The 14,721-nt window shown below is 57.2% G+C and carries 11 protein-coding genes; 3 read left to right on the forward strand and 8 right to left on the reverse strand.

What is annotated here, in order from left to right; all coding sequences use genetic code 11:
- Together R84865_RS04745 and R84865_RS04750 are read right to left on the reverse strand one after the other, a co-directional pair.
- Window positions 1-1,998: a capsule polysaccharide biogenesis protein gene (locus tag R84865_RS04745; RefSeq protein WP_435638978.1), complete on the reverse strand. Its 1,998-nt coding sequence runs from the start codon at window positions 1,996-1,998 to the stop codon at window positions 1-3.
- A 386-nt stretch (window positions 1,999-2,384) separates the two neighbouring features.
- A complete protein-coding gene (locus tag R84865_RS04750; RefSeq protein ID WP_435638979.1) occupies window positions 2,385-3,404 on the reverse strand; it encodes an AGE family epimerase/isomerase in 1,020 nt (339 codons plus the stop codon).
- 343 nt (window positions 3,405-3,747) lie between these two features.
- On the opposite strand from R84865_RS04750, the gene R84865_RS04755 reads away from it, so the two are divergent.
- Complete coding sequence (locus R84865_RS04755; protein WP_435632069.1) at window positions 3,748-5,286, forward strand: mannitol dehydrogenase family protein; 1,539 nt, start codon at window positions 3,748-3,750, stop codon at window positions 5,284-5,286.
- 107 nt (window positions 5,287-5,393) lie between these two features.
- On the opposite strand, the gene R84865_RS04760 is transcribed toward R84865_RS04755, so the two are convergent.
- The 5 genes from R84865_RS04760 to R84865_RS04780 all read right to left on the reverse strand — a co-directional run bounded on the left by R84865_RS04760 (window position 5,394) and on the right by R84865_RS04780 (window position 9,498).
- Window positions 5,394-6,071 (reverse strand): HAD family hydrolase, encoded by a 678-nt coding sequence (locus R84865_RS04760; RefSeq protein WP_435632070.1) that lies wholly within the window; start codon window positions 6,069-6,071, stop codon window positions 5,394-5,396.
- A 187-nt stretch (window positions 6,072-6,258) separates the two neighbouring features.
- Window positions 6,259-6,660, reverse strand: a complete 402-nt coding sequence (locus R84865_RS04765) for an OsmC family protein (protein ID WP_435638980.1) — start codon at window positions 6,658-6,660, stop codon at window positions 6,259-6,261.
- A gap of 189 nt (window positions 6,661-6,849) precedes the next feature.
- Complete coding sequence (locus tag R84865_RS04770; protein WP_435638981.1) at window positions 6,850-7,656, reverse strand: TrmH family RNA methyltransferase; 807 nt, start codon at window positions 7,654-7,656, stop codon at window positions 6,850-6,852.
- Between the two features lie 12 nt (window positions 7,657-7,668).
- A complete protein-coding gene (locus R84865_RS04775) occupies window positions 7,669-8,838 on the reverse strand; it encodes a siderophore-interacting protein (protein WP_435637294.1) in 1,170 nt (389 codons plus the stop codon).
- A gap of 213 nt (window positions 8,839-9,051) precedes the next feature.
- Entirely contained in the window at window positions 9,052-9,498 is a 447-nt protein-coding gene (locus R84865_RS04780; RefSeq protein ID WP_435632074.1) for a MerR family transcriptional regulator, read from the reverse strand.
- Between the two features lie 232 nt (window positions 9,499-9,730).
- Between R84865_RS04780 and R84865_RS04785 the strand changes: the two genes are divergently transcribed.
- Together R84865_RS04785 and R84865_RS04790 are read left to right on the forward strand one after the other, a co-directional pair.
- Window positions 9,731-11,383: a VRR-NUC domain-containing protein gene (locus R84865_RS04785; protein WP_435638982.1), complete on the forward strand. Its 1,653-nt coding sequence runs from the start codon at window positions 9,731-9,733 to the stop codon at window positions 11,381-11,383.
- A complete protein-coding gene (locus R84865_RS04790; RefSeq protein ID WP_435638983.1) occupies window positions 11,380-13,671 on the forward strand; it encodes an ATP-dependent DNA helicase in 2,292 nt (763 codons plus the stop codon). The genes R84865_RS04785 and R84865_RS04790 overlap by 4 nt, the downstream gene beginning before the upstream one ends.
- Window positions 13,672-14,246: 575 nt before the next feature.
- On the opposite strand, the gene R84865_RS04795 is transcribed toward R84865_RS04790, so the two are convergent.
- Entirely contained in the window at window positions 14,247-14,450 is a 204-nt protein-coding gene (locus R84865_RS04795; protein ID WP_025733132.1) for a cold-shock protein, read from the reverse strand.
- Window positions 14,451-14,721 lie beyond the last annotated feature (271 nt).

Below are 14,721 nucleotides of genomic sequence, written 5' to 3' on the forward strand. Positions count from 1 at the left end.
CTAGCGCTGGCCCTCCACCACTCCGCGGTACATCCGCCATAGTCTGGTTTTGAGCGGTAGGCGCTGGTGCTGACGCTGTAACGCATGCTGATGAATCAAGTGCACGATGCTCTCGATATTGCAGAGTTGCCCGCCGCGGGGCGCGACATAACACGGATAAAGAATCAATGCGCCAGCAACCAACTGCTCCAGACTCAAACGGCGTTTGCGTCGCGGCAGCTCGATCTCATCTTCGGTAAGGCCCCAGCCCGCATAAAAGGGCATGCCCCAGCAGTGGACCCTGACGTTACGCAGCAGTGCCTCGAAGCCAGTCAAAGAGCTCATGGTGTGCACGCTGTCCACGTGATCAAGCAAGTCGATAATATTGGCGCCGCTTACATTGAAATCGTACAGCGCTTTATCGTTGGCATTCAGCGCACCACGCCTGGCCTTGCTGGTAACGTCAGGGTGTTCCTTGTAAAGAATGATCGCCTCCGGATAGCGCTCTCTCACTCTTCTTAATAGTTCGCTATTGCTCGCTACCGAGCGAGCGCCGCGTAGCACTGACGCATCGGTTTCTACTTGGCCAGGCACCAGAATTATCTCCTTCTCTGAAGGAAGGGATTGGAGCTTGGACAACGATTCTCCACCAAGGTTGTATTTCGACAGCTTCAATTCGACCAATGTCTGGCGTAGAGCCGACGCGCGCCGAATCAGGCCTTCGTCGAATTGGTGGTGTTCGAGAATATGCTCAAGATCGCTGGGCGTCGCAGGGTCGTAGTAAAGACCGCTGGCGTCTACGACCAGCGACAATGGCCGCACCAAATCGGCGCCCAGGCCGTTTGAGCGGATGAAACCATCTTCTGCACGGTAGGGAGTAATGCCACGCCGTTGGCAGGCCGCCTCTAAAGAGGCGCTTTCGTTGAAACCCCAGACCAACACGCGCTCATCGGCGGCAATATCCAGATGGTGCGCGCCGTCTTTGCTGTAGCGAACCTGTGCCTGAGGCCCGAGGTACTGGTGAACGAAGCGCCGTTTCCAGCCTGACAGTCCATGAACAACCCAGCGCCCGCCAAGCCGCTGGGCCTGGCGTTTAACATCAGCGAGCAGTTGGATGGTTTCTTCAAGCGTGGTGGCGCGTTGCGTGATCGGATTGTAGTAGCGGCTGTAGCGTAAGTATGCTGCGGTAAATACTTGCTCAAGCGAGCGGGATACGCCGCGCCGCTCGCAATGCTGACGGTCTTCGGTGAGCCCCCAGCCCGCGTAAAAAGGCATGCCGTGGCAAAACACTTGGCAGCCGGCCATCAGTGCTTCGAAGCCAAGCTGGCTGGTGACCACATGCACCGCATCGACGTGCTCCAGCAGCGCCCATGGATTCAGTGCCTCATCAATGCGATAGCAGCGTTCAGGCAGAGGCCCTTCGGAAAGATAGCCTTGTCGATGTCCGCTGGCGACATCGGGATGTACCTTGATCAGGATGTCGGCATCGGGATGTCGTTCAAGTGCTTCTTCGAGCATGGCGCTGAAGCATGTCGCATTGGCCATGCCCAGCGCTATCGACGCATCGCCATGCGTTTGGTCCACCACCAGTACATAACGGCGCCCCGGCACCAGCTGCTTCGGCAGGCGGTCGGGGGCGGCGTTGTATTTACTTAATCGATGATGACGAAGTTGTGCCATGGCGTCGCGCGCGCGCAGCAGCTCGGCGTCGCTGAAGTCGGCATCCGCAATCAGTTGTTCGAGATCGGAGGGGCGGGTGGCGTCGTAATAAATGCCGCTACGGTCGACAACCAGACTGTGGGGCTGCTCGTCTTCAACACCAAGCCCATACGAGCGTATGAAACCATCCTCCAGTGCAATGTAAGGAAGGCTGTGTTTTACCGCGTAATGGCGTGCCCGCTGGCTGGTGGGTTTGGCTCCCCAGCCGATTACCGCGCCCACCTGACGTCGCGAAACCCGAGTGAGCGGTACAAAACGACGATACTCGTGCAACAACTCAGGAACAGCGTGCCAACGCATGATGCCGCGCGAAAAGTAGCCTGCGGTTGAATGACGGGGGGTGGTTGAAAGCACGGGAACCTATCGCAACGCCTATGATTTTGGCATGAAAGCCAATGAGTTGATCGGTATGCACTGTCAGTTCAGCATGGCATTACGGAAAGTAGCCTTCCTGTTAATACTCTTATTGGAAGGATGGGTTTTCCGCTTACGCACGTCTATCGATTTACCAGCAACGCCCGCCTGAGGGGCTTGCTGCGGTCACTCAATTGCAACGCAAGGGACACGCCAGCACCAAGAACAATTATCAAGCGAAGCAGTCTAGCATAAGCACTGGTTGGCGGGCAGCCGCTCTTAAAGCGTGAGAAAAGGGCTGGCTGCCGCCGTCCACTGCCATATCGATATGCTTAGTGGGCGTGCGCCACAGCACGATAGCATTCGATGACGTGATATCCTGTCGTCGATTTGATGGGCCCCGTTTTTTTCAGGTACTCCTCAGGCAACTGATTCGGGAAGTAATCCGACAGGATGGTGCCAAGCAGCGTTTCTGCACTGGGATGCTGAATAAGCGCCAGGCTGCGCAGACGTTCCAGGTTAACCCAAATGCGCGCATCCTCACCCAACGGCGTGAACGTATTGTCCAACTGGTGGGAAATCAGCTCGCCATTGAACGCTTGGTGGCTAATCTCTTCGGCTTTCTTCAACTGCACGGCGGGATCGATGTCTTCCAGCGTAAACCCCTGATCGCGATGGATAAGCAGCAGAGACGACCATTCGTAGATATGGCCGAGGTCGTATTCCAGAATCTCTCCTTCAGTGCTCACCCGTTCTGCCAGCACTCCGTGCTGCCCGTCGACAAAGTGCCTCGCCGCGAGCTGCGTTAACTGATGAAGGTACGTGGCGGTGCGCTGATCCGGACGGCAGCGATGGCTATAGGCCAGCGCTTCGTAAAGGTGCATAAGCGCGTTCAGTTCCAGGAAGTCGCCTTGTTCACGCGGGGCTAGCCAGCGCGACAGCGGACTCGAAAGAACATCGTTAAGGGTTGCTGAAAGATCCGCTTCTAGTCCCGCAATGGTGTCGAGCTGGTGGAGTCTTGTTTGCGCCTGAAGCAAAAAAGCCAGTTCGTAGCGCGCTGCACCATCACGAGCCGCAGGGGGGGCGAAGTGATCGCCCTGTGGCAGCAAATAGCGCTGACGCAGCACCTCGTACAGCTGGCGAGCGTAGCGTAACGCCGTGGCATCGCTCGCCATTTCGACCATATGACACAAATACAGAATGCCGCGCGTTTGGCACAGCATGCGTGGCTGTGGCTGTGCTTCTTCACTCTGCGCGATGAACTCGGGCACTAAACCGTGCTGATCGATAGCGGCGCGAAGCGCCTCGTGAAAGCGGTCGATACAGTCGCGGAAGTGTGAAATGGTAGACATCAAAACAGTCTCTAAAGAGTAGAACCGGTGCTCACCGTACCACGAGGCGCGCCAATAGGCCCTAGTTCGACGGTGCTTGCACACTATAGTTGTACGGTTTGGTCGTATATCCGCTCGCTTGCGAACGCTAAAAAATGGCTATGCTTTAGTGAACACCTTTGCTCGCGTACAGGCGGCGTCTTTCTACGATATTTGCACATCGTTACGCGTATTTGCGTCCATGCTGATAATAGCGCCGCTGACAATTTACAAGATGAACAACACTGCGCGAGATGCTTTCCACGTGACACCTTGACGGCGCTTTAGTGAGAAGCGCTGCTAACCACGGATAGGAGATTTTCCCATGAGTGACGCTACGTCCTCAGATGCCCCAGCTAAGCAACGGTTGTGTCGTGAAACACTGCGGAAGCTGCCCGACAATATCCGCCTGCCACGCTACGACGTGAGCCGATTGAAACCGGGAATACTGCATTTCGGCTGCGGGGCCTTTCACCGTGCTCATCAAGCGCTGGTGACCCAGCGCGCCATCGAAGCCGAGGGCAAGGAAGGAATGCGCTGGGGAATTGCCTCGGCGAGTCTGGTGCGGACTAATACGCCTGATGCATTACGCCCCCAGCAGGGGCTTTATACACTGCTCGAGCGCTCTGCCAAGGGTAATCATGTCGAAGTAGTGGGATCGCTGGCAGAAGTGGTGCATGCGCCCAGCGATGAAAAAGGCATGGCCGCGCGACTGGCTGATCCTGAGACGCGTATTGTTACGCTGACCATTACCGACCGTGGCTATTTCCTCGACCCATCCACGCATCGCCTTAATGTGGAAGACGAGACGATCAAGGAAGACGTTGGGCAGGAGCGCCCTACGACGGCGATCGGCTCGATTGTGCGAGGCCTGGAGCTTACCCGTAAGGCTGGGCACACACCGCCAGTTATTCTGTGCTGTGACAACCTGACGTCCAACGGTACCACGCTGCGGCAGGCGGTTCTGGACTTCGCTGCACTTGAAGATGATGGCCTGAGTCAGTGGATCGAGGGCAACGTGCAGTTTCCCAATACCATGGTTGATCGTATCGCGCCCTCAGTGACCGAGCGTGATATTGAAGAAACCGACGGTATTCTTGGCGTTCACGACGCTGCGCCAGTGGTAGCGGAGCCGTTCCTGGATTGGGTGATCGAAGATTTTGACGGGCCGCGTCCGGCATGGGACAAAGGCGGGGCGAAGTTTGTCAGCGATGTCGAGCCTTACGAGATTGCCAAGCTCAGACTGCTGAACGGCACCCACATGCTGCTGGCCTATATCGGTTCGCTGGCGGGCTATAAAACCATCGCTGAAGCGATTGCCGATCCGCTGATCAAGCGCTTGACCGAGCGCTTCATGCGTTCAGAGCAAGGCCCTACGGTGCCCGTGCCGCACGCGCAAAGTGAGCACTATATCGATGAGCTGTTGAAGCGCTTTGAGAACCCTGCGATTCACCACGAAGTAGGGCGTGTGGGACGCAATGGCTCGCTGAAACTTGCTACCCGATTGCTGGAGCCGATGCGCTATAACCTGGCCGAGCGCCGCGATACGCCATGCACCATTCTCGCGATCGCTGCCTGGATTCGCGGCTTTTCGCTGCTCGATACCAGCGGTACCGCGATTCGCATCGACGACCCTAACAAGGAAGAAATTTATCGTCTGTGCCGTGCCACGCGCGAGAACCCGCTGCTACGCGCCGAAACATTCCTCGAGTACGACGAAGTGTTTGGCGAAGGATTTCCCCGTCAGGACAAGATTACCGGCGAGTTGGCGCAGGCGCTTAATAATCTGCATCGCTACGACTTGCGGGAAGTCATTGCGGCAACGCTCGACGAAACCATTTTGGGCAAGCGCTACGCACACTAGTCAGTCTGTGGCAGGCTGAGCGCCTGCTGCTTAGCGCTTTAGCGCTAACGAAAACGGCGACGCCTCAAGGGTGTCGCCGTCTTTGTTGCTGACCTACGAGCAAGCGTTTAGTTGGCAGAGAGTCGCGGTGCCAGCCACTTAGCAACATCTTCAAGGCTATCCACGATGTCGAAGGTAAGCTCCCGCATTTCGTCGGTGGGAGGCAGCAGGTCGGGTACCATAATCACGCGAATACCCGCCGCATGGGCGGCTCTGATGCCATTATAGGAATCCTCCAGTGCCAGGCAGCGCTCGGGCTCGACGCCTAGCGCCTTGGCGGCCGTCAGATAGGGTTCCGCATGCGGCTTGCCTTGGCTAACGTCGTCGCGGCTGACAATAGCGTTAAAGCGTCCTCCAAGCCCAGCCTTCTCCAAGTGACGGTCCGTGCGATAGCGGCTAGAGGAGGTGGCAATGGCGCGTGGTATTTGGTGCTGGTCGAGCAAATCGAGCAGCTTCTCAACGCCTTTTTTGGTGGTCAGTGCGCCTTCTTCGACTAATCGATGCAGCGCTGTTTCCTGACCGTCGAAGAAGGCTTTGAGCGGAAAGTCTTCACCGTAGGTTTCAACGACCATCTCGCGACAGCGGTCAGCGGGCATGCCAATCATCGCCTGGCAGAAGTCGTCGGGCATGTCGTAGCCAAGCTCGCGACCTGAGATGACCAGTGCATCCATGGCCAGCGTTTCGGAATCAAGCAGCAGGCCGTCCATGTCGAAAATTACGGCATTAACGGTGGTGTTGTCTGACATTGGTTGTTCTCCAAAGTAACGCTGAAAAATGCACGAAGGTGTAGTTCATGTTGGCCAATTACAGGCCATAACTCAACATCTTCAAGCGCCGGAAGTGCGGTGATTTTGTTGAAATATCTTGCAAGTGCCACGAACGCGCTGGTGCCACAGCGGCCGTTTTGGTCGTAGGCGCTGTGCTTCGGCATAATTACGACGCTGTCAGAGAGCTTTTGATAGTAACGTCTCCGGTCAGCAGTCGATGCACGGGGCACTTCTCGGCAATCTCGAGCAGCCGCTGGCGCTGTTGCTCATCCAGTTCACCCGTCAGCGAAATATGGCGCTCAAGCTTTACGCTGTGCTTATCGTGCTGGCTAATTGAGACCGACACATCGACGCTCTGCAGCGGCCACTGCTTGCGCTCTGCGTACATTCTTACGGTCATTGCCGTACAGGCGCCCAGTGCGCCGAGCAGATAGCTCTCCGGGTTAGGGGCCAGATCGCCCCCGCCGCTATCAGTGTCGACGTCTGCTTGCCATTGATGATTATCGCTGTGGATCGCCACCTGCCAGGGGGCTCCGCTACTGCTGCTGTTGATCGTGTGGGACGACATGTTTGGCCTCCTAGAGATGAAACCCTGTGCCCCCAGCGCGGTATAAGGCGTGCCTCGCGCGCTGGCTGCACTGTCTGCCTACCACCAGAATGCTACGGCTGAAGCTTGCGCTATCGCAACCGCGCGAGCCACTTGGCAGCCAAAGGGTGTCAGCCTGATGTTTCACGTGAAACATCAGGAAACCGCAGCTTAGTCGTTGTATTTGCGGTTGGTCACTTCGAACAGCATCAGCGCGCTGGCAACAGAAAGATTCAGCGAGTCGGTGTTGCCGCGCATCGGAATCCGCACGATTTGCTGGCAGGTGTCGTGAAGCTGGCGGGTAATGCCGTCGCGCTCGGTGCCCATCGCGATAATAATCGGACCAGCGTAGCCAGGGGCTCGGTAGTCGGCACTGCGTTCGAGTCCGGTGCCTACCAGGGTGGCGCCGCTGCGCGCGTGCCAGTCGATGAATTCAGCAAGGCCTGTTTTTGCCAACGTCACGCCAAATAGGGCGCCAGTACTGGCACGCATCGCTTCGGGGCTGTAAGGGTCGCAGGCGTGATCGATCAATATCACACCGCTTGCGCCCGATGCCTCGCAACTGCGAATAATGGTGCCGAGATTGCCGGGATCGCGCGGCGATTCCAACGCAATCCAGACGCTTTGCTCGTTTAGTGGAAGCGTGTCCAGCGTTTGCCAGCGCTGCGCGAAGACAGCAATGGCTGCGTGTGGATTATCGCGGGAAGAAAATCCGCCCAGTACCTCGCGAGTCGTGGGCAGCAGCTCCGCGTTGCTGCGCTGGACTGTTGCGACAAGTGCGGCCAACTCATCCTGCTGAGCGGCCAGCGTGTGATCGTAGAGAAGCTGGGTAAGGTGGGCATGGCCCGCGAGCCCTTCCTCAATCGCACGCACGCCTTCCACCAGGTGCGTTTGGGTGCGATCGCGGTATTTTCGCTCGCGTAATTTACGCATGTTTTTTACCTTGCCATTGGCAAGGCTGGAAATGATCTCGGTCATGGTCGGTTGCCGCTATCCGGCGGCGATATCCTTGAAGCGCGCCTCGCCCTGTTTCCAGTAGCCGGTAACGTGAGTGCGTTCGAAACCGAAGCCGCGCATCTTGGTGAGCGTCTGGCGAATATCACTTGCGGTGGCGGCCTCGGTTGCCACCCATGCATAGCCGTGCTGGTGATCGGTGGCACATGCCTGAATGGCCGCCATTAGTGAGCGCGATTGCCCGCGAATGAGCCACTCTACGTTCATGTCCGGATGCTCGGGAAGCGTTTGGATTTCTTCCTTTGCGCCGACTTCGATGAAAACGGTCAAGCGCCGTTGGGCGGGCTGAGCGGAGATAATATCGATGATCGATGCCAGCGCGCTCTCATCGCCCGCCAGCAGCAGCCACGGCTCGTCTTCGTGCAGTACGAAGCCGCCGCGAGGGCCTGCCACGATGGCTTCGTCGCCCGCTGTGGCGTTACGCACCCACTGCGAGGTTTCTCCGTCATCGTTGAGCGTAATGTCGAGCGTTAGCTGTTGGAGAGCGGGATCGAAGGTACGAATGGTGTAGATGCGGCCGCGGTTGCGATGCTCTTTATCACCGCCCAGAAACAGCAGTACCCACTGTGCCGGTGCGCTGACGGCGAAACCTTCGAATTCATCGCCACCCAGGGTAACGCGGCGTACGCGCGGAGTGACTTCCTCAATGGCAACGACATGGACCTTGCGCAGCCTTCGTTCAGCAACCGGATGTACGGTCAGCACGTTGTCGGTGCTCAGTGGGTTGAAGGCCGATTTAAGTGCCGCACGCGGGCGCAGGGTAACCTGAGCGCGTTCCAACGCTTCGGCGCAGGCACGAATTAGCTCGGCGCCGCCAAATTGCTCGTTGCCGATAATCCGCGCTCGCGTACGCGCAGCTTCTTCGACTTCCAACGGTTGCCCCAGCGCAGCCAGCAAGTTGAGTTCGTCACGCGATACAAATTGCGACTTGGGCCCTAGCAGTTCGAAGTCTTCAACGTCCTTCTCGATCGCCTGCATCAAGCGCGCCAGCGAATAGATGCCGCTTGAATCGACGCCGATGTCGGCCAATAAGTAGCCCGCATGAGTTGGCCAGGCGTTGCGGCCATTCATCGCGCGCAGCGCCCGCAGCAGCTTTTGTTCCTTACTGGAGCACTGGCGAGTGATGGGGAGTACGTTGCTGATCATCGGCGGCGAGCCTTTGTGAGAGTGAATACGGTTGGTTGCCGAGAGCACGAAATGAGTGGGCTGGGCGCACTGCCTATAGAAGTGGGCAGTGGGCCTAGCGGGTGCGCGCGACGCTTACTCTAGCATTTTTGTTTTTGTCTCATAAGCCAGCCATTCGGTCTGACGCAAGTGGGCCGTGCCTTGCGGCCCTGAGCGTCTTCTTGCCAGGTAGTGCTAATCGTCGTCCACAAAGCCTAGATCAAGCTGGTGCCTGGCGCCTGTAGCTTCGGCATTGGGCCGCTGCATACGATCAAGGCGTTGATAAACGGCGCGCTCGGCGTCTTCCAGCGTTTGGGTTAAATGCTCGATGGCCTCGCGCTGCTCCTCAAGCCGTTCGCGCAAAGAAGCGATCTCTTCGAGGCGGTGGATCAGCGCATTTTTATCAAGGTGCTGCTGAGACTGTTGCAGCAGCGATACCAGCGTGTGGCATTCACTTAGCGGGAAGCCAAGGGATTTGGCCCGCAGTATCAGCACCAACGTAGTGTGGTCGCTGGCGCTGTATACGCGCTCCTGGCCGCGGCGCTCTGGCTCAACAAGCCCCTGTTCTTCATAAAAACGAATGGTACGGGTAGTGACGCCCAGTTCGCGAGCGAGCGCGGATATCGTCAGGCTGTCGGACATGGCAGCGAACCTAGCATTAGAGAAACAGACCCTTATAACATACCGGTAATGCCGCTAATTTGCAGCTTCTTTGGTGTTTCGATGGCGACATTACCGGAAAGTGCCGGCTGTCGTGCGCTGCGCGTAAATCCTGCGCTGCTTGGCGTTGCCGCCCGTTTGAAGAAGAGGGTAAGGCTGGTGTAAAGTGGCTGGATATACAGTATTGTTTCCTGCCTTTCGCGTGCCCCGTTCTATGAGCCATCCGCTGGAAGATCCGCTTTATTACCTGGATAACTTTCGCACCCTCACGCAGTGGGTGGCGCAGCGCTATGACGATCTGCTGGATGCGCGAGAGCGCGCACTACTCCACCAGATTCACGCGCTGCCGGAGTGTGCCGCGGCGCTGCTGGCAAGGCTGGTAATGCGGAAAGGCAGTCTGTTCCGTCGCTCATCGCTTGGGTATGCCGAGATCGAGGCGCTCGATAACGGTGCTGCTGCGCTTTCGCTTTTGAGCGATGCCGGCCTGATTGATCTATCGCCCCAGCTGCCGCTGGAGGCGCTTTTCTCGCTGCTAAAGAAGGCCGAACTGGCGCAAATTTTTGGCCCTTCCGCTAAATCGCTGCGTAAGCAGCAGTGGTATGAGGCGTTGGCTGCTCAGGATTGGCCGCCGCGCACGCTGCACGAATGGGCGCCGAAGTTGGACGACTGCGGCATTGAGCTGCTGTTTGCTGACGTGTACGAGCGATTGCGGTTGATGTTTTTTGGCAATCTGCGGCAGGACTTTTCCGATTTCGTGCTGGCTGATCTGGGCATTTTCTGTTTCGAGCAGGTGACGTTCGATGCGCAATCGCGTGGATTCCACTGTCGTCAGGATATCGATGATTATCTGCGTATTCATCATCAGCGTGAAGCGCTTGAACGCCATGGCGGCGCGGCGCTCGACAGCGAGGAAGGGCTTGCTCTGATAGCGTACCAATGTGCGAATCCATGGATAGAACAGCGCCGTCAGCGCTGGCTGTTAAAAGCCGCTGACAGTGTGCGGAAAGAAGGGGAAAGTGAGCGCTCGCTATCACTATATTCGCTGTGTATAGAGGCAGGTGCCCGAGTGAAGCAGGTGCGGTTGCTCGAAAAGGTCGGTCGCCTGGAGCAGGCGTGGGAAATAGCTTCGGATGCCTTGCAAGCGCCCCGCGATAGCGAAGAAGAGCAGCACATGGGGCGTATTTTGCCGCGCCTTGAGCGCAAGCTGGGAAAACCTAAAACGGCCTCTCCAGCGGCTGCTCCGACGGAGCATTTTTATCTTCAGGTCGAGCGGGCCAGCAGTGTCGAAATGGCGGCGGCTGATGCTATCGGCAGTGAGCAATCGCCCGTTTTCTACGTAGAGAATGCGCTGATCAATGCGCTTTTCGGGCTGCTGTGCTGGGAGGCCATTTTCGCGCCGCTCAGCGGTGCCTTCTTTCATCCGTTCCATCGCGGCCCTGCCGATCTGTTGCGCAGTGATTTTGTAGAGAGGCGGCGGGAGGTGTTTGAGCGCTGCCTTGGCTACCTCGATGACGGCAGCTATCAGCAGCGTATTGTTGAGTGTTTTCGGCGTAAGCAGGGGATCCAGTCGCCGTTTGTCGCGTGGGGCTGGATAGACGAGCCTCTAATCACGCTTGCGTTGCGCTGTATTCCGGCGCAGCACCTGCGGTATTGGTGTGAATGGCTGATGCGCGATATCAAGCGTAACCGTGCGGGATTTGCCGACCTGATCCAGTTTTACCCTGAGCAGCAACGCTATCGCATGATCGAAGTGAAGGGGCCGGGAGATCGGCTTCAGGATAACCAGAAGCGCATGATCGCGTTCTGTCATGCGCATGATTTGCCCATCGCCGTGTGCTGGGTGTCGTGGTGCGAGGCGCTCGCGTGAGTTACAGCGTGGCGGTGAGGGCATTGAGCGAGTTCGTTGCACGGCGCGGCGATCTTGATCTGCGCTTCACGCCATCGCCTTCATCGCTGGAAGGTATCGAAGGTCATGCCAAGGTGGTCGAACGGCGTTCGGACGACTACCAGTCAGAGCTTGCGCTTAGCGGTGAATACCAGGAATTGGTGGTGCGCGGGCGCGCCGACGGCTTCGATCATCGCCGGCGACGCCTTGAGGAAATCAAGACGCATCGTGGCTCATTGGATCGGCAGCCAGCCAATCATCGCGCGCTGCACTGGGCGCAGCTAAAGCTGTACGGCTGGCTTGCCTGCGAGCACTTTGGCTTCGAGGAGATTGAGCTAGCGCTGATCTATTTCGATGTTGAGCGCGAGCGCGAAACCGCCTTGGCGCAGCGCTTCTCACGCGACACGTTAGGTGCTTTTTTCACGCAATGCTGCGAGCAGTTTCTCGGCTGGGCGCGGCAGGAGAGCGATCACCAGCAGCAGCGCGCCGAAGCATTAGCGCACCTTGCCTTCCCTAAACCAGCGTTCCGGCCGGGTCAGCGAGCGCTGGCCGAGAGCGTTTATAAGGCCGCGCGGCTATCACGGCCGTTACTGCTACAAGCTCCTACCGGTATCGGTAAAACGCTGGGCACGCTATTTCCGATGCTTAAGGCGTTCGGCAGCGGCGATATCGATCGCGTCTTTTTCCTTACTGCGCGCACTACCGGACGCCAACTGGCGCTAGAGGGGATGCGTGAGCTCAATCGCGGCAGTACCACGACACTGCGCACCCTCGAACTGATTGCGCGCGACAAGGCATGTGAGCATCCCGAGTTGGCCTGCCACGGCGACAGTTGTCCGTTGGCGCAAGGTTTTTACGATCGCCTTCCCGAAGCACGCCGGCGCGCGGTGGCCGTCGTAGAGCGTGAGGGGGTCTTGCTCGACCAGCAGCAACTGCGAGATATCGCGCTGACCTTCTCGCTGTGCCCCTATTACTTTGGTCAGGAAATGGCGCGCTGGAGCGATGTAGTAGTGGGCGACTATAACCACTACTTCGGTTTGGGCGGCATGCTGTTTGCGTTGGCGCAGCAGCAGCGTTGGACGCCGGGGCTGTTGCTGGATGAAGCGCACAATATGGTCGAGCGAGGGCGGTCGATGTTTTCCGCTGAGCTAAGTGAGCGCAACGTTAGAGCATTGGCGCGCTCGGCGCCGCGCGGGTTGGGCAATGGCCTCAAGCGTGTGGTAAGTGCCTTCTCACAACAGCGCGCTCAGTTGGACGATCAGCACAGCGGGACGTCTGCAGGCGTTATGGCCGAGCTGCCCACTGCGTTGGCCTCTGAAGTGAAGCGTGTAGCAGGCCGCATCGGCGAGTATCTGGCGGAGCATCCAGAGCAGCCGCTCGAAGGACCGCTAATGAGCTTCTACTTTGACGCTCTTCGGTTCGAGAAGCTGCTTGAGCGCTACGATCCGCGCTACTTTCAATGGGAGTTTGAGCGCTCCTTGGGACGCTACGCGCAGCTTACCGTGCGGCTTCGCAATGTAGTGCCCGGCCCCTGGCTTGCGCCCCGCTTTACCGCCAGCGCAGCGGTGACGTTGTTTTCAGCGACGCTGTCACCGGCGGAGTACGTACGCACGCTGCTGGGATTGCCCGAGCATTCGCTGTGGTGTGATATCGACTCTCCCTTCGACGCCAGCCAGCTCGATGTTCATGTGGTTAACCACATCTCGACGCGCTACCACGAGCGCGCGCAGTCGGTGGACCCTTTAGCAGCCTTGATCGCTGAGCAGGTAACGAAGCAGCCGGGCAACTATCTGGCGTTTTTTTCCAGTTTCGATTACATGGAGCGCGTCGCCGAACGACTTGCGCAGCGCGCGCCTGATGTCCCGCTATGGCAGCAGCAGCGGCACATGCATGAGAGCGAGCGGGCGAAGTTTATCGAGTGTTTCCGTGAGGGCGGACACGGCGTAGGGTTCGCAGTGCTTGGCGGTGTGTTTGCGGAAGGCATCGATTTGGCGGGAGGACGGCTCATTGGTGCATTCATTGCCACGCTGGGGCTGCCGCAATTCAACCCGTTCAACCAAGCGCTGCGCAGCCGATTTTCAGCGCTGTACGGCAGCGCGTTGGGTTACCGCTATGCTTATCTTTATCCTGGGCTTACCAAGGTCATCCAGGCTGCCGGCCGAGTTATTCGCAGCGAACAGGATCAGGGCCAGCTGTGGCTGATAGATGATCGTTTCAACAGTCACGAAGTGAAGGCGCTGCTACCGCGCTGGTGGGATTTGTCCGATTGAGGGCGCTGCCAGGCATTGCGAGCGGTTTGCCGCTGTGCGTCTGGCCGTCCACGCGGTGGATGGCGTAATTGCGAATCAATGTATGGCAGGCTCTACATTAGATACGAGTGAGCACACACTGACACTCTTTAGATCAGGCTATTTCCGACGAAATCGTACAATGCACGAGTTAGATAGCGCATACATTCAAATAGCGATAGGCAGCTAACAAATATCCACAATAAATATATGGATAAGTTATAAATATCTTCCATCTTCATATAAGAACAGTGACGCTTGATGACCGACATTTGACAGTCTTGTGAAGCCAGGCTTATTTCTACTTCGAACGTGGCAAAGTTCGTCTGGCGAAACTCATGTGCAATTGTGTGGACAAATAAAGCGAGTGATTGACGACGGCCAATTGCTTGGCGAGCCAAACTGTTGGTGGCGAGCGATATCGAATAAGCGGTAGGAAAGTGCTCTGCACGTTGAGCGAAAGGTGCTAACGGAAATGCTGAATAGCGCTGTCATCTGCGCAAAAAAAACAGCCCACCTTTCGGTGAGCTGCTTCGGTGTGCTTCAGTATCAGTCGCTTAGAGCGGTTTGATGCTGGATGCCTGCAGACCTTTACGTCCTTGGGTCACTTCGAAGGAAACCTTCTGGCCGTCTTGCAGAGACTTGAAGCCTTCAGCCTGGATTTCAGAGAAGTGAGCGAACAGGTCATCACCACCGTCGTCCGGAGAAATGAAGCCGAAGCCTTTGGCATCGTTAAACCATTTGACAGTACCAGTTGCCATTCAATATTCCTTAACTACGCTTACGCGCTTGTTACTTTAGTATTTACGGGTGTCACCCGAGTGTTCAAGGTTAACAAGGGATTTCACCCGATCGCCGGTAATTCCGACGGTCTTGCGAGATGCAACTTGCCGACCCTGTTTTGCATCCTGCGCTCTTTACTGCATGAGCGTCAAGAGTCAAAACGAATATATCGTGTTTTTTAATAGAAGTGACACATGTTCGCTGCTTTTTAATGCACTTATTGCGCAAATTGCACGACTGATCCGGCGG

This window comes from Carnimonas bestiolae, assembly GCF_051251145.1.
Classification (GTDB): domain Bacteria; phylum Pseudomonadota; class Gammaproteobacteria; order Pseudomonadales; family Halomonadaceae; genus Carnimonas; species Carnimonas bestiolae.